Raw genomic sequence first — 22,638 nt, forward strand, 5'->3', positions numbered from 1 at the left:
GGCATTTCTTTGCCGAAAGTCAAATGTGCATAATGAACATATAGTCAATGAATCTGTTAGTCAACTTCCAGAGTGGCTGGTTCAAAAGATCAAACATCAGCAGGTATTCCTGGTGAACACCGCTCATCCCCGTTGGCAAGATCGACTCGCTTTCTCTTTTCCCCGCAAAAAACGAGTTCATTTAGCCGGATTGGGAGATGTGGGCAGTACATTGCTCACCGGGCTTCGACTTCTGGGGAAAGATGATATTGATTGCATTGGCATCTTTGATTTATCAGAAAGCAAATTGCAACGATGGATCAATGAAACCAACCAAATAGGAGACTTAAACTTTCCTGACTACCCTCCTGTTTTGCCATTGACTGAACCACAACTGTTTAATTGTGATTTGTTTATTTTCTGCATAGCCCGTCAGGTACCCGGCCTTGAAGTAAAGAAAACCGATGTTCGCATGGCTCAGTTTGATGCTAATCGAATTATTATTGAAGAGTATGCCCTCAAAGCAAGAGCCGCGAAATACCAGGGAATTTTTGCAGTTGTATCAGATCCAGTTGATCAGCTTTGTGTCGCCGCTTACCGTAAGAGTAACGAAGATGCCAACGGTAATTACGATGGTGAAGGATTAATACCAGAACAGGTGAAAGGGTTTGGACTGGGAGTCATGAACGCCCGGGCACACTTTTACGCGAAGCAACATCCAGACACAATCCACTTCAACCAGGAAGGCCGCGTTTTTGGACCACATGGCCAAGGCTTGATTGTCGCCGATAGTATTGACCACTTCGATCCAGCCCTCTCTGATCTGCTTACCAGCCAAACGCTGAGTGCCAATCTGGTGATACGGGAAATCGGCTTCAAGCCTTTTGTCGCTCCGGCACTTTCATCCGGTTGCCTGCCGTTGCTGGCAACTCTGCGGGGAGAGTGGCACTACAGTACTGTTTTCATCGGTGGTGTCTATTTTGGGTGCCGCAATCGCTGGCTGACTTATGGCCAGGAATGGGAAACGCTCATATTTCCAGATGCGCTTTATCAACGATTGCAAGATACTTATGCCCGATTGGAGCAATTTCCATGTTAGTGCTTATTCGACCGAAGGCTACGCAGAACTTCATCCAATTAATTAATCAGTTAATCCCTTATTCACCCAACCTGATCATCGATGAAGCTACACAAGTGGTCCCCCTGCCCACCTCAATTAAGGAAAACTCGCCCGCTTTGTTCATCATTCTTGCCGTTGAACTTGATGACATCGGCAGTAACGGCGACTTATTACCAGTTCTTTATGCTATGAAGCGTCACTGGTCAGCAATACTGAAACATTCGGTGGCCATGTTAATGGTAAAAAGTCCTAATGAATGGCATACAAAAACCTTCTCGTCCTGGCTCATATTCAATCTCAATCAGTGGGGGTGTCGTTTTATTGGTCACCCTTTGGTAGAAATGATTCCCAACCTTGAAAATCTTGGCCGCTGGGAAAAAACAACAAACATTGCAAAAATACAGTTGCTTCATGACTTCAGTCAAAAAGCAGTCGAAAGACTAATGTCATTTGACCATTGTTTATCACCCAAGCCAAAGCTCGCCGTGCTTCATGCCAGTTCAAGAAAAACTTCCAACACGTTCATGCTATGGCACTTGGTTAAGGAGCACTTAAAGCAAATTGACATAGAGGAATTTCATGTGGCCAACGGCACCATCATTGACTGCATCGGATGCCCATACCAAACATGCGTTTACTATGGCCGCCAGAAAAGTTGCTTTTATGGCGGTGATATGATCCGGGAGCTCATACCTGCTATTGAACAGGCTGATGCACTCCTTTGGCTATGCCCCAACTATAACGATGCCGTTTCAGCCAATTTGATGGCTGTCATCAATCGTTTAACTGCTTACTATCGCACACATTCCTTTAACGGAAAACAGCTGTTTTCAATTGTTGTATCAGGGAACTCTGGCGGAGATGCCGTTGCCAGACAGCTTATTGATGCCCTTTGCATAAATAAGGGTTTTCAGCTTCCTCCAAAATTCTGCTTATCTGCAATCGCCTATGATCCGGGGAGCATTCTGGAAGCCGATGATATTAAAAAAAGAGCGGCAAGTTACGCCGCTCAAATAACAGATTCATTGTTTATCAGTCAATCAATTGAGCCATCCTGTCGAAAAGGGGAGCCGCACCTTTAATGCGATTCTCATTCCCGATGATGCAATACTGGTTTTCGGCCATCATTTGCCGTATCAAATGACTGTAACCGCGAATGGTGTCTGCACCAGTTTCGATGATTTCCAGTCGTTCACGATGCTCATCCGTCACAGTTAAACCTGCTAAGTAACGGGCATCTGCCTTTTCACCTTTCATTGAGGGGGTTAAGGGGGCATCTAACCGACTCATCGTTCCAATGATGTATTTTGTCATTTCCCGGTGACTGGCATCAAATTTTTCAAGGTAATCTGCTAACTCTTGATACACTTTTAGTGTTTCCTCCAGATTCGGGTCCCTATATGAGACAAAGTAAGCATCACCATTCCGAAACAAGCCAGTCATTGCACCATATGCGCCGCCAGCAACCCGGATTCGCTTCCACAGGTAATCCAGGCTGCAAATAGTTTTAAGCACTTGCATGCTTCCGGAGTAAATATGGCCTAATTTTTTAAAATTTGATGCCTGGGCAACATACTGTACTTTGCTTGACAGATAGAGGCCTTCTCGTTGATAGTTGACACATTTTAAAGCCAATGGATCAACCGTTTCCAATGAATCCGGCAGTTGCGAAAAGAACTTTACCATTTCATGTGAAAAAGCTTCGAAATCCTTTTTTTCTCCTGTAAAGCTGGTTAAGCTGCCCTTCTGTACCAAGATCCGCTTAAGAACTGACTGTATCGTTGCAATAACAGCATCTATTTGCTCATTAAAATCCCTTTCAAGGGAGACAATAAAGTGGTAGAACAGAAGACCGCTGGTAGCTTCCTGAAAAGCAGCTTCTGGAGAAAAGTATGCCAGTGCTCTTTTGGATGCCACTAAATGCCCCTCGTGAAGAAGGTTCATTTCTAATCGGGATTTAATTTCACGTATAACTTCCCGAATTCGTTGTCGATCATCCCAACGAGTATGCAACAACACTTCCTGAAGTAAATGCCAAAATGACCCATTCTTTTCAGTCAATGATTTCCCTCTAATGGTGAAACGATGAATGCCGTCGTCTTTACCTGAATAATTTGGATAAACTTCCGGCTTAAAATAGAAGCCTCCCGTATGAAGGTTGAGTGCATTGGACAGTGCTTCATATGAATAATTATCTGTGCTGATTCGACCAAGCAAGGCTGCCAAAAGCCCCACATAAGGCAGCTCTTCCTGTGTTAGCGGCGCCATATCGAAATAGATTCCTGCATATTGGATGCGATTCGTAAAAAGATCGTGGAAAAGTACTTCTGTTGGATATCCGGACATAACACTGGTTGGAATTATTTCCGGCTCCGCCTGAAGATCTTCCCTGGTCAGCAAAGGCATCACCGCTAATTCCTCTTCAGTATGTGCCGTTTCCTGCCATTTTTCCAGTTGTTGATTCTTCAGAATCAGCTCATCCAACATCTCCACTGACATTTGCTTTTTCATTTTTTCCAGCCGATTTGACAGTAGAGTCTCCCTTACTTCATTCATTCCCGGGCTTGGTGTCAAGACCAATGTGTTGTAATGCTTGTTTTCCAACAACATGGTTTTTATCAAATTCTCAAAATAGGGTGTGGTAAGCGCTTCTTTGATACGTTGCAGCGGACCTTCGTACGCTAAATGAATGGATGGCATTTCATCATAAAGCCAACTCTCCATTATTTTCATGCCATAGATAAGCCCTTTGGGATAGCGACCATAATCAGCTTCTCTCAACTTGAACTCGTGAATGTTAATGACAGCTTCAATCAACTTTTTGTCAATGCCATCGTCAATGAGCTCCTGCAACGTTTTTCGAACCAGTTTGGTAAAGCTTACCAGCTTGTCAGCTTCGCTGTTCTTGATAATCACGCTAAAGACCGGCTGTTGAATACTACTGTCATATGAGCCAAATACATCTTTACCTAATCCCTCTTTTATAAGAGATTTCTTCAACGGAGCAGCCGGCGTGCCCAATAATAGATAATTCAACATCTCCATTGCCAATTGATGTTCAGGGTCAGTGGCCAAACCGGTGACAAAGTTCATACTCAGATATGTTTTTTCTATCACTGATTCTTCTGAAGCTACCGGATATTCTATTAACAGATTTTTTTCTGGAACAAATGGTTGCTGAAGAGGGATCGCAGAATCAACGAGAACTCTATCAAAATGACTTAGGTACTCTTCGTTGATCAATGCCAAATGATTATCAATTGGTCCGTTCCCATACAGATATAAATATGCGTTTGATGGGTGATAATAGGTTTGGTGAAACCGGGTAAACATCTCTTGTGTCAGTTGGGGAATGATCTCAGGGTCTCCACCCGATTCAAAACCATATGGCGTTTCTGGAAAAAGAGTTTCTTGAATTTTACGAAATAGTATTTGCTCAGGAGACGAAAATGCCCCTTTCATTTCATTATAGACAACCCCCTTAATTGTCAGAGGCTCTTCCTTTGATTTTATTTCATAGTGCCAGCCTTCCTGTTGCAATATTTCGGGCTGATTGTGGAGATTTGGAAAGAAAACAGCATCTAAATAGACATCCATTAAATTCCTGAAGTCTTGTTCATTTCGACTTGCAATTGGGTACATGGTCTTATCGGAAAATGTCATTGCATTCAAAAATGTATTCATCGAACCTTTCGCCAACTCGACAAAAGGATCTTTCAAAGGGTATTTTCGCGAGCCACAGAGTACTGAATGTTCTAGAATATGCGGCAAACCCGTGCTGTCACCGGGCGGCGTTCGAAAACTAACAGAGAAGACCTTATTATCATCTTCCGATTGAAGGTAGTAAAGACGGGCACCGCTTTTTTGATGCACCATCTCATACGCAGTTCCTTCCACCTCATTCACTTTAGTGATTTCTACAATACGAAATCCATGTAATTCTTGTCCTGCAGAATAACTCATTGATGTGACAACTCCTCATTCTTATTTATTACCTGTAACAACCGTTTCAAATAACAGCCATTATACTTATACTGGCATTACTCTTCCAAGTCATGATCTTGAAGCAAGGCATTGCTATAGCGGTGCATTGTTATGGCTTGGGTCAATGGGTTTCCCCAATAAAGATTTGGTAATTTGATTGATTTCAAAGTAGATGCGCTCAAGATCCAACGTTTTCATTTCCTTCTTTTCCATTATGATTTTACCATTGATAATAACTGTATCAACATCTGAAGCTTGGGCCGAATAAACCATAGAGGCTTCCAGATTTAAACGAGGATACAAGTGAGGCTTGTTAAGATCTATTAAAATCATGTCTGCCTTCATCCCCGGCTTTAAGTCACCGATTTTCTGCTGCAGATTTAATGCCTGCGCTCCTTGGGTAGTAGCCATTTTTAATACGGTCCAGGCAGGTGCCGCTGTCGGTTCGCAGGTTGAACCTTTCGCAAGCAATGCTGCCAGATTCATTTCTTCAAACAGGTTCAGGTTGTTGTTGCTTGAAGAACCGTCAGTTCCAAGAGATACCGGTATGCCTGCCTCCAAGAGCTGTGAAAGAGGAGCAATCCCATTGCCCAGTTTAAGGTTGCTGGCCGGATTATGCACCACATTAACCTGCTTGTCATTGAGGATCTCAAAGTCGGCAGGATGAAGGTGCACGCAATGAGCTGCCAAAGTGTGGTGCCTGAAAATGCCCAAATCATCCATATGCTGAATTGGAGTGCGTCCGTGTTTTGAAAGGCTGTCTTCCACTTCTTTCACACTCTCTGATAAATGGATGTGAATTGGTATTTGTAAATCATCACACAGATTTGCTACCTTTCGAAGAAATGCATCGTCGCAGGTATATGGCGCATGGGGCCCTGCCATGACTGTAATTAATCCGTTTTCTGCCTGATGCCAATTCTTGACCAGCATTCTTGTATCAGACAAGCGCTCGGTATCATTTTCAGAAGAACCTACCAAGCCCTTGGCAATGGAAGCGCGAATACCACTTTGGGCTGCTGCTTTGGCAGTTTCTTCCGACAAAAAGTACATATCTGCAAAAGCAGTCACCCCTGATCTTATCATTTCAGCAATGCTCAGCATTGATCCCCAGTACACCTCCGAGGCACCCATCTGATTTTCAACCGGCCATACTTTTTCTGTCAGCCATTCCCAGAATGGGATATCATCTGCATAGTTACGCAGCAGTGACATGGCACTATGTGTGTGTGCATTGACCAGTCCCGGCATCACCAGATAACCAGACCCTTCAATGATTTTATCTGCCTTAAAATCTTCAGGGACTTCGCCGACAAAAGCAATCATATCATCAACAATTCCAATTGACTTTTGTGCCAGTGTTTGATCCCAAATTGTCATTACTTGCGCCTTGCTAATTAGTGTTTTCAAGCCGTATCCACTCCTTCATGTTTTTTATGTCAATCATCTTAAGCTTTATCAGGGTATTTCACCGCTTGCTTCACGTCCAGCATCAACATTTGAATGCGTCGATTTCCCCTGAACTCATTTACCTGCGGGAAAAAAACAAGGTCATAAGGCGCATCTGGCTTCGAACACAGCTTCCGATGTTCATCCGAGATCCCAAAGCTAATGATTTCGATGTTGGAAATATTTTTCTTTCCTGCTTGCATGAACTGTGATATTTTCAGATGTTGCCCTTCTTCTCCCATGAAATTAATGTGACTATCAGCGCCTATCTGGATATTTTTCATTAAAAAATATGGCTTTTCATTGCCCATGCCGTAAGGTTCCAGCCGTTTCATAGTTTCAATGAACTCTTCTGTAAGATCCTCTGGCCAGATATGATCTGTCACTTTGATTTTCTTCAGCAATAAGTCCGGCATCTGCTCTTGAACTTTTAATACCCTTTGCTGTAGGTAATCTCTCAGTTGATGGATATTTTCCTGCCTGATTTTAAGGCCACAGGCGTTGGCATGCCCCCCAAAGCGCTCCATTAAATGGGATGCCGGCTTTAGTTCATTAAACAAGTGAAAGCCTTCAACACTTCTCCCGCTTCCAGTGTATACTCCCTTTTCTTTAGCCGGTGTTAACACCAGCGTTGGTCGATAAAAAGCATCCCGCAGACGGCCGGCAATAATTCCGATGACCCCTTCATGGAGTTCCTCGCTATCAACCACAAGAAACGAATGCTGGTGAAACTTGTCAACAACCAACTGATGACAAATATCAATTCCCATCTCCTGAATCTTTCTGCGTTTATCGTTTAAATACCGCAACCGCTCTGCCAACATCAAAGCAGTTTGACGTTTTCTCGTCACCAGCAACTGTACTCCCATTCTGGCATCATCAATACGGCCAGAAGCATTAAAATGTGGCCCGATGCGAAATCCCAGTTCACGTACGCCTATTTGATCTTTTGGAATGGATAGCACTTCCAACAAAGCTTGAAAGCCGGGTCTCTGTGTGGTACGCATCCTTTGAATTCCATATTTTACCATAGTTCGGTTTTCATCCCGAAGCGGCACAACATCACATACTGTGGCCAATGCGACTAAATCAAGGAGGTTTGTCAGTCGTGTTTTGGGTATATGTAGTCTCTTCTGCAGCGCCTGCGCCAGTTTAAAGGCGACTCCACAGCCCGAGAGTTCTTTGAAGGGATAATCACAGTCAGGCTGCTTCGGATTAACCACCACAGTATCTGGCAGCTGATCACCCGGCATGTGATGATCGGTAATAATGAGTTTCAAACCTATTTTCTTGGCATATTCTGTTTCATCCACCGCACTTATACCACAATCCACCGTCACTACTAAATCAGCCTGATAATCTTCTTTTATCTCCAGCAACGCTTCCTGATTCAGTCCATACCCTTCTTCTTCTCGCAAAGGAATGTAAAACTCAATATTGGATGTCATCGGATAAAAAAAATCCAGCAATAGTGCAACCGATGTCATGCCATCAACGTCGTAATCTCCATAAAAAACGATTTTTTGTTTTTTATTCAGAGCATCAATAATTAACGTAACCGCTTTGTCCATTCCTTTCATTTGAAAGGGATCATGAGTGAGTTGTGGGGACTCTGACAAAAATTCTTCCATTTGGGCGGCTTCTTTCACACCTCTGCTCATGAGTATTTTTTCTATCACCGGATGAAACCGACCAGGCAGTTCACCAAGTTCGTGATGATTAGCTGATATCCATTTTGTTTCATAACACGCCTTCATGAACTCCCTCCACAAAGCAAATCGTTTAAGTGACAGATTATATCGCCAGCTTTTCCCTTAATCACAAGGTCATACCCCGAAGCGGCTGGCACCATTTCCTGATTGATGAAAATCGTCTTTCCGGCTGTCATTAAAGGCAACTGATTCACAGGCGATACCTGCAAACTTGTACCGATGACCAATAGAACGCTTGCTTGCTGAATCACTTCAATAGCCTTCTTCCATGCATCTTGTGGTAACATTTCTCCAAAAAGAACCACCCCTGGACGCAACCTGCTGCCACAGACGCATCTTTTTCCCATGATGAAATCATCCGAAGTGGCTTGATGTCCATGGTCAATGCAACACACTTTTTTTAATGCACCGTGAAGCTCATACACCTTTTGACTGCCTGCCTGCTGATGAAAACCATCTACATTCTGAGTGACAATAGCATCAACCAGTCCTCTGCGTTCCCATGCCGCCAGTATTTCATGCCCCTTATGTGGATGACAGCGTTCAAGGGTTTTAAACCGCAGTGTATAAAATTCATGAAAAAGGTCGTATTGTTGATTCATAGCTTCTGCTGAAGCTACCTCCATTGGATCAGTTTTAGTCCACAAACCGTTTTTTGAGCGAAAGTCCGGAATACCGCTTTCTGTAGACATGCCGGCTCCTGTGAAAACAACCGTCGAAGACGATTCCTTGATCCAGGCTGCTGCCTGTTCTTCAGGTGTATGCTCCTGGTTCATTGGTGTCGCTCCTTTCCATATCAGATGCAAAATATAATGCGCTGATTATTCTATTATGCTTTCTGTAAAACATGAAACATGGTACAGTTTATCATATTTTCAGCTGCAATTGAAATTCCCGGTTCAAATTCACTCCTATGCATCAAGTGCGTGAAAGGTTTTTCAAAACTGTTCCATTGTGTTATCCTTATGTTATAATGAAAATCTGTTTGATACTCGCCTACCACCCATTTATCACTATATCAGGAGGGATCCCTCAATGAATATCTTGTCACAATTAAATCCATTTGCCGTCATCATCATCCTTTTTATTTTGACTGTTTTTTTCAGTTCACTTGTTATATCCGTCACGATTCGGAGCAAATACCGACAACTGGGTGAAAGCCTTCAGCAGTTAAAAGATGGCAGAACTGGTCACCCCGTACTGCAGGGTATTCTTGATAGCTATTGTACTGCTGCCAAAGGGAATCACCATGAAGTGAACACACAAGCCATCATAGAACGTCACTTTAACCATGATTTTCGTTCTCTGAACCTGGGAGAACGTTTCGTCAAAACATCTGTCTCTCTTATGATTATTTTAGGATTACTGGGAACTTTTTACGGACTGACTCTCTCTATTGGCAATCTTGTTGAATTATTAAGTGCAGGCCAGCACACTGAAATGCTCACCAGCATGGATTCCATCATCGGTGGTTTGATCGACTCAGTGAGAGGCATGTCTGTGGCCTTTGTAACTTCTCTCTTTGCCATTGCCTGCGCCATTTTGTTAACGCTCTTTTCTGTTTTTAGTCATATTGAGACAGCACGGGAAAAACTCTTCGTTGATGTAGAAGAGTACCTTGACAATGTGGTTGCTCTTCAAATATCTAAAGAAGTAGACAGCGAATATGAAATATTAAACCAGGCTTTGAAAAGTACACTTGATGATTTTTCCCACAACATGGAAAAAAGTTTTGCATATGTGGTGGAGAGCTTCCAAGGGCCATTGACAGCTGCTACTGCAGAAATTGGGAACGCTTCTGACCAGCTGTTGAAAAGCATTGCATTATTTGATCGTTCTCTTTCAAACTTCCGCGAGAACACCCGGGATTTTTCGGAGTTTAATCATCATCTTCGAACAAATATCGATCGTATGAATGTTGGCTTTGCGGATCTGACAGAAACACTAAAAGAAACGACCCGCCGAAACAGTGACACTTCGGTTTAGCCACTGATGTAAATGCAAAAATGTTGGAAAGGCGGTTTACCATGAAGATCAGACGCAGAAATTTTAAAAACGGGTTTGAGACCGAAAATTTCTGGCCCTCTTTTACTGATTTAATCTCCACGATTGCATTGGTGCTCTTTTTTCTCATGCTTTTAGCCTATCTTCAAAATATTATTTCTGGTAAAAACCTGGAATTTGCTCAACGTCAGGTGATTGATACCCAACGACGGCTTGAAGAAGCAAATGCTGAAATCAGCCAGGCTGAAAAGAACTTGCGTCTCCTCATGGATCGAATTGAAGAAGTGAAGGCCGAAGTTGAAGAAGGAGAAATTGCATTGACTCTTTCTGAACGACAAATCGATGAACAGCGCCAGATTATTGCAGAAAGTAACCGGGAACTGGGTGAACTTCGTACCCGACTTACCGGAATTGCATTACTGAGACTGGAAGTGCTTGAACGGGTAAAAGATAGCATCGAAAGCGAGTTGGGCCGCACCAATGAAGCTGGCCAGGAACTGGTGACAATTGCAGATAACGGTAATATCGTCATTAATGAGGGGCTGGTTTTTGCTTACAACTCTTATGCAATAAAGCCTGAAGGTCGAGCACTTCTCGACCAGCTTGCCGTCGCCTTTGAGCGCGTGTTGGATGACACCTCCACTCGTGCAAACATTGATGCCATCAGCATTCAAGGGCACACTGATTCCACAGGAAGTGCCGCCTATAACCGGGATCTGTCAACTAAAAGAGCTACTGCTGTTGTGACATACATGATGGACAATAATCCCAATCTTGAACGAAAATACGGAGATTTCTTTGCTGCCAGTGGGTACTCTGAATTTCGTCCCATTGCATCTAACCAAACTGAAGCAGGCCGAGCCAGAAACCGACGAATTGAAATTGCCATCATTCTTAAAGATGATCAGCTTAGAAACATTATCGACGACTATTTGGAAGATTCTCTCGATGTGTTTTCCCGCCGCATTATGCCCTGATCAACAGCTTACTGACGAACACACCCGGTTCCTGCCTCTATGTTTAGCATGATACAGCCTGTCGTCTACCCGTTTAATCAGGTCGTCAGGCTGATCATTTTTTTTGTTAGATGAAACTCCAAAGCTGCAGGTAAGTCTTTCACCATGACTAAAATTGGCCTCTTCCACTGCCTGACGCAACTTTTCAGCGAGTATCGCTGCTCCCTCCAGATCTGTTTCCGGTGCAAGAATAATAAATTCTTCCCCTCCAAATCGCGCAAATATATCAACTTCACGGATGTTATCGCGAATTGTATTTGTTAATTCCACCAGTATTTTGTCTCCCAATTGATGTCCATAAGTGTCATTGATTTTCTTAAAGTGATCAATGTCAAACATCACCAGGGCAAAATGAGAGTGAAAACGACGCGCCTTCTGAATCTCTTCTGTCAATGACCGATTGAATTGAACGCGGTTATATATCTGAGTCAGCGGATCAATGATTGCTAATCGCTTATAATACTGTCTTTCATGTTCCAACTCGGTTACATCTGTTAAAGAGATTATTTTTTTATTTTCAGCTCCTGGAAATATCGCTACTTTCAAGTTGAAATATTTATTTTCTTCTTCCTCATGATCAAAAATAACCACTTTTTTTACCAGTTCTGTTGCCTGCTCCCAGTCCTCTTCATTGTATCGAGAGAAATCCGGCGCGTCTGGTATTTCCAGCAAAACCCGTTCCAAAAATGATCCCTGATCGGGAAGTTCATTCAGTTTAAAAAAACTCCTGAATCGTTGATTCGCATCAAAAATGACTTTGCCATCCGTTACCATCACGAGGCTATCCTGAAAATCCAATACCGTTCGCGTATAATGGCGCTGTCTCTCGATTTCTTGCTCCATCATGTATTCACTATGAATTTTCTCCAGTGCACGATCCAATTTCTCGATGCTAAGGGGCTTAATCAGGAAGTGAGAGACTCCCAGTTCAATAGCCTCCAGCAAATACTCCGTTTCATTGTAAGCGGTAATAATCAAAACCGCCGTTTTTGAGTTGATTTCCCTTATTCGGTTAATCAACTCAAGGCCGGAAATATCGGGTAAGTTCAAATCTGTTAACACGACCTGTGGCTGATGTTCACGAAAAATATCGAAACCCTGCAGTGCGCTTTCAGCGGCAAATACATGACTGACCCTTCTGAGAAGCAGTCCTGTGACACGTTCCCTTGTTCCTTTTTCATCCTCCACAAACAGAATTTTTAAAGGATCGTATTTTTTTCCATTCATAGCGGCACCTCCACTCTAAAGGAAGCTCCTTCAGATATGTTTTTGGCTGATATTTTGCCGCCCATCCCATTTTCAATGATCATGCGGCTTATATACAAACCCAGTCCAGCACCCTGGAAATCTTTTTTTGTTGTGTAATACTGCTCAAAAACATGGTCCATCAGGTTTTCCGGAATTCCTCCGCCATTGTCTTCAATTGTCATTATCGCCAACGATCCTTCTTTCTTTAAAAGAATGCTAATCTGTGGATGCGATGGCTGCTGTCTTAACAATGCATCCCGCGAGTTATTCAAAAGATTGATTACCACTTGTGCATACTCTCTTGAGTAACCAAATAGATGAATCTCATCAAGTTCCTGAAGTTCCACCTTTATTGACAACTTGTTCAGATGGGGCTGTACCAAGGCAAGGCTTTGAAGAATGACTTCTGACAGCAAAAAAGATTCTTTGCGCTGACTGCCCGTAAAAAAGCGCCGAAGATCGTCGATTGTGGCAGACATTTGATGCAGCAGTTCCATGCCCGATTCAGTACTCTGACTCACATATGCCTCATTTAACTCTTCGTAAAAATAGGCTTCTCTTAAATCCTGAAGGATCAGACCCAGTTCATTAATTGGCTGACGCCACTGATGAGCCATATTACCAATTAATTCACCCAGTGCCGCCTGACGTGCATGATAAAACATCAGCTGGTCCATCTTTTGATACTCTATGGCATTACTGACCGTCATCATTAAGTCTTCAATCATCGCCACTTCTTCTTCCATAAAACCATGCTCATAATGAGAATATATCACCAGCTGACCCATTAGTTTTTCTTTTTTCACCGTTTGCTTCATGGGTATTACCAGACAGTATCCAAGGTTGCGGTGCCGACTGTAAAGTTGCGTCGTCAAATGAGGCTGTGTCATCATTCTATCCTGAATATTTTCGTGATACTGCTGTTTTCTATCAACAGAAATCGTGGGTTGCCCCAAAGAATAGGATTTGGATATTTCTCCATTACTCATCAGCCCAACCCATATATACTGATAATGATTATTGACCATTAGTTTTTGACATAGATTGTGGAATAAAAATGACTCATTTTTTGCTGTCCCGATCATTTTATTTAAGTCAGCGATGATCCCAAGAATCGTCCGAAGATACTTTTCTCTTTCGTAATATGTTTTCAATTTTTGCTGCAAACGATGTTTTTCTGTCACATCATACTGCACGCCAATGTAGTGAGTCACTTCGCCCATCGTATTTTTAACAGGAGAAATGTAAATATGATTATAGAATAGATCGCCGTTTTTTTTATAATTCCGGAGCACCACATTTGCTTTATTTTGATCACGAACTGCACGCCTGATTTTTTCTATTCCGTCCTGCTGACGGTCGCTTCCCTGCAACAACCTGCAGTTTTTACCGCAAACTTCGTCGCGCTTATAGCCTGTCAATTCTTCAAATGCCCGATTGGTATATATAATCGGCATTTCTTTTTTTCGAGCATCGACAATGATCATTCCATTGTTTGCACTCTCAACAGCTGAGCGGACCAAATGAAGATCAGTCTCTGTTTCTTTATGCCGTGTGACGTCCCTTATGCTGCCATCAACCCGCACCAGTCTTCTATTTTCATCAAGAACAGCTTTTGCTGAATCAGAAAACCATTTCACAGTACCGTCTGCACACTGAAAACGATATTCAACTGTGGCCGTCTCCCCCTTATGAAGTTCCTGCCATTGCTGAGTGAGCTGAACTCGATCTTCCGAGAGAATGCATTCCAACCAAAAATGATCTCTTCGAAAGAAAATATCAGGTGAATAACCTGTGTATTGCTCACATTGATCGCTGAAATAGAACCAGTCATTATTCCCATCCCGAGAATATATCAATACATTAAGATTTGATAGAATATGGCGCAACAACCCATTTTCAACAAACTGGTTCATCATGATTCCCCCGTTGCTTTTCATTCGTTTCCTCTGTATCTTAAAACGCCGTCGATGTAAGCATCTACATCAAATTTCCTGCGACAACCCTGTTTGTTCATATATCGTACTTTTCCAAAAATTGATCTTTCTGCCCATGCCCTATCATGCACTCCGCCAATACTCCAGGCAATACCTGCGTAGCCATTAGGGTCTCTTCCGTCCAACAAGTAAGTATCATTCAAGTATATTGCCACTTGCTGTGCCGTTGTTGCAGCAGGAGACCATTCCAATATTTTTTTTGCCCAGTACATTCGCAAATATCCATGGAGATAACCTGTCCATTTCATTTCAAGTTGTGCTGCATTCCAGAGCATATCGTGTGTGGCAGCCGACTCCAGTTCTTCTCTTGTGTAAAGATATTCACGTTGATCATTTTCATGTTGGCTAAGCGTTTCTCTGGCCCATCGCGGGAACGCTGCAGGCTGATCATAGAAAGGCTGATAATAACAGAAATTATCTGATAGTTCACGACGAACTATCAGTTGTTCAAGGAAAGCCTCCTGATGAATGCTATGATTTTCATTTTTGATAATTTCAAGCGCAATTCTTTGAGTGGAAATTTGCCCAAAATGAATATATGGAGACAATCGCGATACTGCATCACTCAAAGGCTGATTGCTTTCTGTGCCGTACTGATGAATACCACGCTCGAGAAATCGATTCAATTGAGTTGTAGCCGCTTTTTTACCTGATTGGAAATGAAAAGTATATTTTTCTGGGCTTTTCGCTTCCTTCATCCACTCCCAGTTCTGATTAACAAACCACTCGGGAGATACTTTTTGAGAAGCAACCGGCGGATAGTCCGTCATGTACTCTTTTAGTTTACTCATGATGCGTGGTCGGAATGTATAAGCTGCATATTCCAATTTTTCTGACGCTTTCCAGCAAGGGACAATGTTATGGCTGTCAACCTGATGTACTGCGCAATCAACCGCTTCTATGATCTCATTTTCCCAGTCTCGCTTTATTCTCAGAGGATTAAAATCCATCACCAGCATGGAAGCATCCCACTCGGAAATCAATTTCGGTATGCAAACCTGTGGCTTACCCTGAATGACATGGAAAGGAATCCCTTTATTCTCAAGATCGACCGCAACTTCTTTTAATCCCTGAATCATAAAATGATAATGGGACTGATTCGCCAGAAGATAGTTTGGTGCTACGCAGAAAACAACCACTAAGAAGGTGCGTAAAATATCTGCCTGTCCACGGGCATAAAGGAGCCCCCAATGATCTTCAGCTCTCTGATCTCTGCTCATCCAGAAAACCACTGGTCCACGGCGGCTCCTCTTAATATTATGATCCTCTTGCAGTACTCTAATGCGTTCTTTCATCTGCCTCACCAACTTGTCAAGATTTGCCACTCCAAACCCATACGCTCACAAACCCCGATAAAAACAGAGGAATAATAAACCAGTTAAAGGTATTTGGAATCAACGCTCTGGAAGACCCCAGTATTAGTCCGGCAAAAAAATATGAAATGATCGCACGGTGACGGGCATAGAAAGTTTCCAGCATATTAACCAATAAAAACATGCCCGCAAGGCTACCAGCGCCAAATACCAACAATCGTCCCCATACCAGCTCGCTCAAATAAATCAGTACAGTATCATAAATACCCATTAAAATAAGCACTGAACTCCCGGGAAGTCCAGGCAAAACCATTGTTGCACTTGCCAAGGCACCCGCAATAAACAGGTAGATAATTCCAACTTCTTCCACAGATGTGGCATAGCCGATGGGATCTGCTCCAAGGGCAAAACCAGCAATGACTCCAAGGCCCATGGAGATGATGCGCCTCTCGGTCACAATAGGACAACAGCGTAGTACTGCCCGAATGGAGGCCAGCAAACATCCCAGCAAAAAAGCCGCTGTTTCGTTTCTGAAAATCTCAAAAAAGTAAGAAAACAGTGAACCACTAATGAAAATTCCTGCGATAACACCACCTAATAGTGGCAGATAGGGCTTCAACTTTAGATGCACTAAATCATGAACCAGTTGCTCGTATATCCCAAAAATAACAAAGACGGTACCGCCACTCATTCCAGGCAGTACCATGACAAACCCAAGCAAAACACCTTTCAACCAAGAAATCATTTCGTCACCCCGTGGTGTTTTTGATATCGTGACACGATAAAACGTTTTAAAACATAAGACTCTCCCTTAAGAATCCCCGCTTTTTCAAGCACTATGGATAGTTGTTGCTCAACTGAGTTGATTCCTTCAAGAGCTGGAAGCAGTACGCCACGTTTATAACCTGCTTCTACCATGATACCATATTTTTGAACATTCAGCTCCATATCATCTGTTACCAGTTCCAAATCTCCCAAAACATCCACTTTTACTTCCAACCCCTCTAACTCTTCCAGTGATAATGGAGAAAACCGGGGATCAGATGTGGCTGATTGAATAGCATTCATAATAATTTCTTCCCCAATGCAGTTCGTAGTCGCCTGAATGGTTCCAATACATCCTCTCAGAATTCCATTCTGGTGAAGCGAAACAAAAACGCCAGCCTGACGTTGCCTGGCTTCTATCCAGAACGTACTCTGCTGCAACGTTTTTTCTGCTTTCCACGCCCGGTTCATATCAAGCTTGGCTTTCTTTGTCAACCAATGTTTGATGGCTTCAGTGGCAAGCCAAACAGCAGGGTGTACCAGTTGCGGTTTAACAACTGCCATTCCACACAAATAACCAACTCCAAAAGGCGCTTCATAGGAATAAAGGGTCGTCTCAAGTTCAAGGTGATTCATCATACCTGTTGCCATAATAAAAGGTCCTAGTCCGCATTGTCCTGCCCGTTTTATTAAATCACCAGGTATGCTCAACAAGTCATTCAGCCGATTGCTCTTAACTGATTCTGCCACTTTCTGATCAAAAACAGGGCCCGCCGGATGATATCCGTAAGGACCTGCTTCCTTGAGTCTGTGTGACAAATCGCCACTTGCTAAAATCAACACTTTTAAAGCGTGAGGTTGAAGCACTGCTCCCATTATTTTTCCCATGCAATACAATTCATTATAGTCGATGCTATTTACTGCCATATGAATCAACCTTATGTGATGGGTATTAACTACCGGTGGCTGTCCAATAAAAAAGAGCGGTACCACTGCGCCGTGATCGAGTGGCATGATCGTTTTTTCGAAATACAACCCTTCATTTCGAAGGGCGGATTCTAACAATTTCACTATTTCAAGATTGTTCTGATAATGCAGTTCCACCTCAGCATGACCAAAAGTGTCAAGATTTCCAGAGAGCAGTTGCCCTACATTGACAGTAACCGTTTGTTGATTAGTTGTTCCATGAGGTGTCAACACAACTATGGTGTCAAACTCTGAATCAGATATAATGCTTGCAATCTGCTTGATCCCTGTCAATGTCTTATGTGCCAGCATTTCTTCACCTTTTCCAATGGCAGGTATCATAATGGGAGGGTGAGGTAAAAAAGCTGTCCCAATAATAGGGGGCATCTCCATGCTCCTTTCAAGTCATCGAATCATTATCAGTATTTCTATCAACAATTACCCGCATATACATGAGTCAGCTTTCTTTTTGCCATCTCAACAATCTCATACACCCAGTTCAGGTTTGTCGGGGGCTCATGCCATCGATAGCGGGGAAAGTAACGGCTTACATGCAGTGGAATATCAGCAGATATATGAGCAATCCAATCCACCAGTTCTTCCATTTCCTCCATTGTATGCATATTTGTTACAAGCAATGTGGTAACTTCAACATGGCAGCTTTTGTTTGCCGTTTTAACTGTCTCCAATACTGGTTTCAGACTGCCGCCACACATTTTTCGGTAGGTTCGATCTCGAAAAGACTTGATGTCTATGTTCATGGCATCAATTGTTGGTAAAAGTGTCTTCAAAGGTTCTGGATCGATATATCCATTTGTGACGAGTATGTTGTATAAGCCTGCATCTTTGGCAAGTGTGGCAGTTTCTATGACAAATTCGTAGTTGATGAGCGGTTCGTTATATGTGTATGAGATGCTGGGAGTTCCAGCCTGCAAAGCCTGTTCAATGATGGTTTGCGGGGTGATTTTCCAAAGCTTTGGTATTTCCATGGCTAAATGATAGTTCTGACAATAAGGGCATCGAAGCTGACATCCATAGCTGCCAATCGAATAAGTTTCAGTTCCACTCATAAAACGTGCAAGAGGCTTTTTTTCAATTGGATCAATTTGGACACTGCTTATTTTGCCATAACTGAGACTCACCAACCCTTCGGGTTCGTGACGCCTCACACGACAAATTCCTGTTTCGCCCAGAGCTAAACGGCAGTGATGGGGACAAAGCATGCACATAACATCCCCGGAAATAAACCTGGAAAAATCGGCGGGTTTCATTTTCACCCTCTCCTTTTACCATATTCATTCCCTTTCACTGCCTTTTCATTCAGATGAATTGTGGTTGAGTTGCAAAAACCCGCAAATGATCACCATTTATTCGTGTTGAGCAGATCATCTGCAGATTGCAGCATGTATCTATTCTTCCAATCCTCTTGTGCTTTCGATCACCAGCCGATTTTCCTTTTCACGAATCAATATCTGATCTTTGGGAATAATTGTTCCGTCAAGCAGAGCACGGCCAATACCAGTCTCCAACTGTTTTTGAATATATCGTTTGATGGGGCGCGCACCATATGTGGGAGAGTATGCATTCTCCATAATGTGTTTCCTGGCAGATTCTTCAAGATGAATCGTTAAATGGTATTCCTTCAGCCTGTGTTCAATTTCATTTATTGACATGTCGATAATTGCATCAATCTCATTTTTGCTAAGGGCCTTGAAGATAACTGTTTCGTCGATACGATTCAACAGCTCAGGACGAAAATATTGTTGCAGCTCTCGATGGATCGCTTCTCGAGTGTCATCTGTGAGATTGCCATTCATTTCCAAATCCCGAAGAATTAGCTGACTTCCAATGTTGGATGTCATAATCAGAATCGTATTTTTAAAATCTACCGTGTGCCCCTGACTATCAGTCAATCGACCGTCATCCAACAGCTGTAACAGCATATGAAACACTTCAGGATGTGCTTTTTCTATTTCATCAAAAAGAATGACACTATACGGTTTGCGCCTCACTGCTTCTGTTAGTTGTCCACCTTCTTCATAGCCTACGTACCCAGGAGGAGCTCCAATCAGTCTTGAGACTGCAAATTTTTCCATGTACTCACTCATGTCGATTCGAATTAAATTGTTTTCAGTATCAAAAAGTGCAGCTGCAAGGGCTTTGGCTAACTCAGTTTTCCCCACACCTGTAGGACCAAGAAATAAAAAAGAGCCAATGGGCCGTTTGGGATCTTTTAAACCGGCTCGTGCCCGAATCACTGCATCTCTGACTGCTTCCACAGCCTCATTCTGGCCTATCACTCTTTGGTGCAGTACCTGATCCAGAGATAATATTTTCTCCCGTTCACTTTCCATCAAACGCGTCACAGGAATTCCTGTCCAGCGGGAAACGATCTGACTGATTTCTTCAGCTGTTACTTCTTCTTTTATCATCCTCTGATTTTCGTAGTGTTCCAATTTGCGCTGCTGTATTTCTAATTTTTTTTCAAGCTCGGGCAGTTCGCCGTATTTCAGTCGAGCAAGTGTTTCCAGATCATATTTCCGTTCAGCTGCTTCCACCGCCATTCGGGTTGCTTCTATTTTTTCCTTTAATTGTTTTTCCTGCTGCAGCACTTCTTTTTCCTGTTTCCATCTAAGATCCAACTGTTCACATTGCTCTTTCACTTGTACGATCTCTGTTTCCAGTTCTCTTAACCGTTCACGGGAGTTTGTGTCTTTTTCTTTTAGTAACGCCTCCCGTTCAATTTCCAGCTGCATGGTACGCCGCTGTAGTTCGTCCAGTTCAGAAGGCATGCTGTCAATTTCTGTTCTAATCATGGCAGCCGCTTCATCCATCAAATCAATGGCTTTATCCGGAAGAAACCTGTCTGAAATATATCGGTCTGAAAGCAAGGCGCAGGCAACAATGGCCTGGTCGGTGATACGCACACCGTGGTGTATTTCAAATCGTTCTTTTAATCCTCTCAGAATTGAAATTGTATCTTCTGCAGTCGGTGGATCAACCACCACTTTTTGAAATCGTCTTTCCAGGGCAGCATCTTTTTCGATGTGCTGTCGATATTCATCCAATGTTGTTGCTCCAATACAATGGAGCTCTCCCCGGGCCAACATTGGCTTAAGAATATTACCAGCGTCCATGGCTCCTTCTGCTTTTCCGGCACCAACAATGTTATGGATTTCATCAACAAAAAGTATGATGCGTCCATCTGATTCAGAGATCTCTTTTAGTACAGCTTTCAGCCGCTCCTCAAACTCACCTCTATATTTGGCTCCTGCAATAAGAGCACCTAAATCAAGGGAAAAAATCGTCTTATTTTTCAGGCCTTCCGGTACATCTCCTTTGACAATTCGTTGAGCCAGACCTTCTGCAATGGCTGTTTTCCCAACCCCTGGTTCGCCAATCAACACAGGATTATTCTTTGTTCGTCGAGATAAGATGCGTATCACTCTACGAATTTCGCCATCACGTCCAATAACCGGGTCGAGTTTTCCTCGTCGAGCCAGGTCATTTAAGTCACGGCCATATTTCTCAAGTGCTTGGTAATTTTCTTCAGGATTTTCACTCGTGACACGTTGACCTCCCCGCATATTTTGCAATCCTTTAAGAAAACCATCCCGGGTAATGCCTGCCCGAGAAATCACTTGAGCCGATGGGGTATCCGCTTCATCAAGAAGAGCCAGATACAAATGTTCCACCGCAACATATTCATCCTGATATCTACGCGCATGGTCCTGGGCATTAACCAGTAGTGTATTTAATCTGCGAGATGCATAGAGCTGAACATCGCCCCCATGAACTGAAGGCAGTTTATCAAGTTGTTGCTGTAGTTCACCAATTAGTTTGGGGCAGTTGATATTCATTTCTTTAAGAATAGTTACAATCAAACCATGTTCCTGGGTTAAAAGTGCCATATGCAAATGTTCACCATCGATTTGCTGATGGGCATGCCGCAATGCAATCTCCTGAGCAAGACCAAGAGCTTCTCTGGATTTTTGTGTCAATTTTTCGACTTGCATCATCAAAACCTCCTCCGGGTTAATAGTGTTGAATGATCTTTCGTTGAGTTTAAATTGTTCTCCTTTTACTAACGGGGGTTAAATGTCGAAATATCTTTCAGTGCAGCAAAGTGTTCTTTTTCTTTTGAAGAAAATGTCGTTGGTAATTTGATTTCCACCGCCAGCAGCAAATCACCGGTTTCCCCTTTGCGATTTTTGAATCCTTTTCCCTTTACCCGAAATGTTTTCCCACTTGAAGTAGATGGGGGGAGCGTAAAACGCAGAAGGCCAGAAAGTGTCGGGATCTTTATACTGCCACCCAGTGCAGCCTCCCAAACGGTTACCGGAAGTTTTTGAATTATGTTTAATCCATCAAGCTTTTCGGCATCATTTTCCTTTAATTCAATCCGAAGGTACAGATCGCCCTGTTGAAGAGAATCTTCAGAAAGACCTCCCTCTCCCTCAAGCTTCAGTTTTTCTCCAGGTAGAACCCCTGCAGGAATACTGACCTTCAACGTTTTTTCATCCGAACCATTGCGAAGAATAATATTCTTCTTGACGCCATGAAAGGCTTCGGCCAACGTCAGCTGAAGAACTGCCATCGTATCAGTTGCAGCGCCAGCAAATTGTTTTCTATTACTCTCATCTGCCGTGCCATAGGATTGGAACGGTGCTGACGAAAAGAAGCTATCGAAAGGATATCCACCACTCATCTCATTGCCAAAAAACGCCTCGAAAAAATCACTAAATCCTGAATCATTTCCATTGTTTTGCTTATTTCGTTTTGTTGAAAACTGATAACCGAACTGAGATGGATCAAATGCTGTCCCATGTACTCCAGAGGATTGATTTCTAATATAATCATATTTTTGCCTCTTCTCAGGATTACCCAACACTTCATAGGCTTCATTAATTTCCTTAAACTTATTTGCCATGTGTTCGTCTCCATGATGCCCATCCGGATGGTATTTTTTAGCCAAACTACGATATGATTTTTTGATCATACTCTGATTTGCCGTTTCTTGAACCTGAAGAATTTTGTAATAGTCTTTATATTGCAATTGATCCACCTCCTTATTAAACCGACAAT

At 42.8% G+C, this 22,638-nt stretch carries 16 protein-coding genes; 4 read left to right on the forward strand and 12 right to left on the reverse strand.

What is annotated here, in order from left to right; translation table 11 throughout:
* Positions 1–25 precede the first annotated feature (25 nt).
* A complete protein-coding gene (locus AAIG11_RS11170) occupies positions 26–1,078 on the forward strand; it encodes a Rossmann-fold NAD(P)-binding domain-containing protein (RefSeq protein ID WP_343186335.1) in 1,053 nt (350 codons plus the stop codon).
* A complete protein-coding gene (locus tag AAIG11_RS11175) occupies positions 1,072–2,181 on the forward strand; it encodes a flavodoxin family protein (protein ID WP_343186336.1) in 1,110 nt (369 codons plus the stop codon). Before AAIG11_RS11170 ends, AAIG11_RS11175 begins: the two co-directional genes overlap by 7 nt.
* On the opposite strand, the gene AAIG11_RS11180 is transcribed toward AAIG11_RS11175, so the two are convergent.
* From AAIG11_RS11180 to AAIG11_RS11195, 4 genes are all read right to left on the reverse strand, one after another.
* Positions 2,132–5,062, reverse strand: a complete 2,931-nt coding sequence (locus AAIG11_RS11180) for an insulinase family protein (RefSeq protein ID WP_343186337.1) — start codon at positions 5,060–5,062, stop codon at positions 2,132–2,134. The two genes, AAIG11_RS11175 and AAIG11_RS11180, sit on opposite strands and share 50 nt — an antisense overlap.
* Before the next feature lie 114 nt (positions 5,063–5,176).
* Positions 5,177–6,493: an amidohydrolase gene (locus AAIG11_RS11185; RefSeq protein WP_343186338.1), complete on the reverse strand. Its 1,317-nt coding sequence runs from the start codon at positions 6,491–6,493 to the stop codon at positions 5,177–5,179.
* A 38-nt stretch (positions 6,494–6,531) separates the two neighbouring features.
* Positions 6,532–8,289, reverse strand: a complete 1,758-nt coding sequence (gene recJ / locus AAIG11_RS11190; RefSeq protein WP_343186339.1) for a single-stranded-DNA-specific exonuclease RecJ — start codon at positions 8,287–8,289, stop codon at positions 6,532–6,534.
* Positions 8,286–9,020: an SIR2 family NAD-dependent protein deacylase gene (locus AAIG11_RS11195; protein WP_343186340.1), complete on the reverse strand. Its 735-nt coding sequence runs from the start codon at positions 9,018–9,020 to the stop codon at positions 8,286–8,288. The genes recJ and AAIG11_RS11195 overlap by 4 nt, the downstream gene beginning before the upstream one ends.
* A 259-nt stretch (positions 9,021–9,279) precedes the next feature.
* On the opposite strand from AAIG11_RS11195, the gene AAIG11_RS11200 reads away from it, so the two are divergent.
* Together AAIG11_RS11200 and AAIG11_RS11205 are read left to right on the forward strand one after the other, a co-directional pair.
* Positions 9,280–10,230, forward strand: coding sequence for a hypothetical protein (locus AAIG11_RS11200; protein WP_343186341.1), 951 nt, complete (start codon positions 9,280–9,282; stop codon positions 10,228–10,230).
* Positions 10,231–10,271: 41 nt separating this feature from the next.
* Positions 10,272–11,225: an OmpA family protein gene (locus AAIG11_RS11205; RefSeq protein ID WP_343186342.1), complete on the forward strand. Its 954-nt coding sequence runs from the start codon at positions 10,272–10,274 to the stop codon at positions 11,223–11,225.
* Here AAIG11_RS11205 and AAIG11_RS11210 read toward each other — a convergent pair whose 3' ends face one another.
* From AAIG11_RS11210 to AAIG11_RS11245, 8 genes are all read right to left on the reverse strand, one after another.
* The gene (locus AAIG11_RS11210; protein ID WP_343186343.1) at positions 11,226–12,491 is read right to left on the reverse strand and encodes a GGDEF domain-containing response regulator; all 1,266 of its coding nucleotides are present in this window, start codon (positions 12,489–12,491) and stop codon (positions 11,226–11,228) included.
* The gene (locus tag AAIG11_RS11215) at positions 12,488–14,431 is read right to left on the reverse strand and encodes a PAS domain S-box protein (RefSeq protein ID WP_343186344.1); all 1,944 of its coding nucleotides are present in this window, start codon (positions 14,429–14,431) and stop codon (positions 12,488–12,490) included. Before AAIG11_RS11215 ends, AAIG11_RS11210 begins: the two co-directional genes overlap by 4 nt.
* A gap of 17 nt (positions 14,432–14,448) precedes the next feature.
* Positions 14,449–15,804: a deoxyribodipyrimidine photo-lyase gene (gene phrB / locus AAIG11_RS11220; RefSeq protein WP_343186345.1), complete on the reverse strand. Its 1,356-nt coding sequence runs from the start codon at positions 15,802–15,804 to the stop codon at positions 14,449–14,451.
* Between the two features lie 16 nt (positions 15,805–15,820).
* On the reverse strand, positions 15,821–16,567 hold the full coding sequence (locus AAIG11_RS11225; RefSeq protein WP_343186346.1) for an undecaprenyl phosphate translocase family protein: 747 nt from the start codon (positions 16,565–16,567) through the stop codon (positions 15,821–15,823).
* Positions 16,564–17,940: an AmmeMemoRadiSam system protein A gene (gene amrA, locus AAIG11_RS11230; protein WP_343186347.1), complete on the reverse strand. Its 1,377-nt coding sequence runs from the start codon at positions 17,938–17,940 to the stop codon at positions 16,564–16,566. Before amrA ends, AAIG11_RS11225 begins: the two co-directional genes overlap by 4 nt.
* 44 nt (positions 17,941–17,984) lie before the next feature.
* The gene (amrS, locus tag AAIG11_RS11235) at positions 17,985–18,824 is read right to left on the reverse strand and encodes an AmmeMemoRadiSam system radical SAM enzyme (protein WP_343186421.1); all 840 of its coding nucleotides are present in this window, start codon (positions 18,822–18,824) and stop codon (positions 17,985–17,987) included.
* Positions 18,825–18,962: 138 nt separating this feature from the next.
* On the reverse strand, positions 18,963–21,569 hold the full coding sequence (gene clpB / locus AAIG11_RS11240; RefSeq protein WP_343186348.1) for an ATP-dependent chaperone ClpB: 2,607 nt from the start codon (positions 21,567–21,569) through the stop codon (positions 18,963–18,965).
* 68 nt (positions 21,570–21,637) lie between these two features.
* Positions 21,638–22,609: a DnaJ C-terminal domain-containing protein gene (locus tag AAIG11_RS11245; RefSeq protein WP_343186349.1), complete on the reverse strand. Its 972-nt coding sequence runs from the start codon at positions 22,607–22,609 to the stop codon at positions 21,638–21,640.
* Between the last annotated feature and the right edge of the window lie 29 nt (positions 22,610–22,638).

Source organism: Anoxynatronum sibiricum, from assembly GCF_039414295.1.
Taxonomy (GTDB): domain Bacteria; phylum Bacillota; class Clostridia; order Peptostreptococcales; family Tindalliaceae; genus Anoxynatronum; species Anoxynatronum sibiricum.

Bases quoted from the DNA above. Each gene is read 5' to 3' on its own strand.
- AAIG11_RS11180 (WP_343186337.1), bottom strand. From the start codon at position 5,062: ATGAGTTATTCTGCAGGACAAGAATTACATGGATTTCGTATTGTAGAA.
- recJ (WP_343186339.1), bottom strand. From the start codon at position 8,289: ATGAAGGCGTGTTATGAAACAAAATGGATATCAGCTAATCATCACGAA.
- AAIG11_RS11175 (WP_343186336.1), top strand. From the start codon at position 1,072: ATGTTAGTGCTTATTCGACCGAAGGCTACGCAGAACTTCATCCAATTA.
- AAIG11_RS11225 (WP_343186346.1), bottom strand. From the start codon at position 16,567: ATGATTTCTTGGTTGAAAGGTGTTTTGCTTGGGTTTGTCATGGTACTG.
- AAIG11_RS11200 (WP_343186341.1), top strand. From the start codon at position 9,280: ATGAATATCTTGTCACAATTAAATCCATTTGCCGTCATCATCATCCTT.
- AAIG11_RS11210 (WP_343186343.1), bottom strand. From the start codon at position 12,491: ATGAATGGAAAAAAATACGATCCTTTAAAAATTCTGTTTGTGGAGGAT.
- phrB (WP_343186345.1), bottom strand. From the start codon at position 15,804: ATGAAAGAACGCATTAGAGTACTGCAAGAGGATCATAATATTAAGAGG.
- AAIG11_RS11195 (WP_343186340.1), bottom strand. From the start codon at position 9,020: ATGAACCAGGAGCATACACCTGAAGAACAGGCAGCAGCCTGGATCAAG.
- AAIG11_RS11205 (WP_343186342.1), top strand. From the start codon at position 10,272: ATGAAGATCAGACGCAGAAATTTTAAAAACGGGTTTGAGACCGAAAAT.
- AAIG11_RS11215 (WP_343186344.1), bottom strand. From the start codon at position 14,431: ATGATGAACCAGTTTGTTGAAAATGGGTTGTTGCGCCATATTCTATCA.
- amrA (WP_343186347.1), bottom strand. From the start codon at position 17,940: ATGCCCCCTATTATTGGGACAGCTTTTTTACCTCACCCTCCCATTATG.
- clpB (WP_343186348.1), bottom strand. From the start codon at position 21,569: ATGCAAGTCGAAAAATTGACACAAAAATCCAGAGAAGCTCTTGGTCTT.
- amrS (WP_343186421.1), bottom strand. From the start codon at position 18,824: ATGAAACCCGCCGATTTTTCCAGGTTTATTTCCGGGGATGTTATGTGC.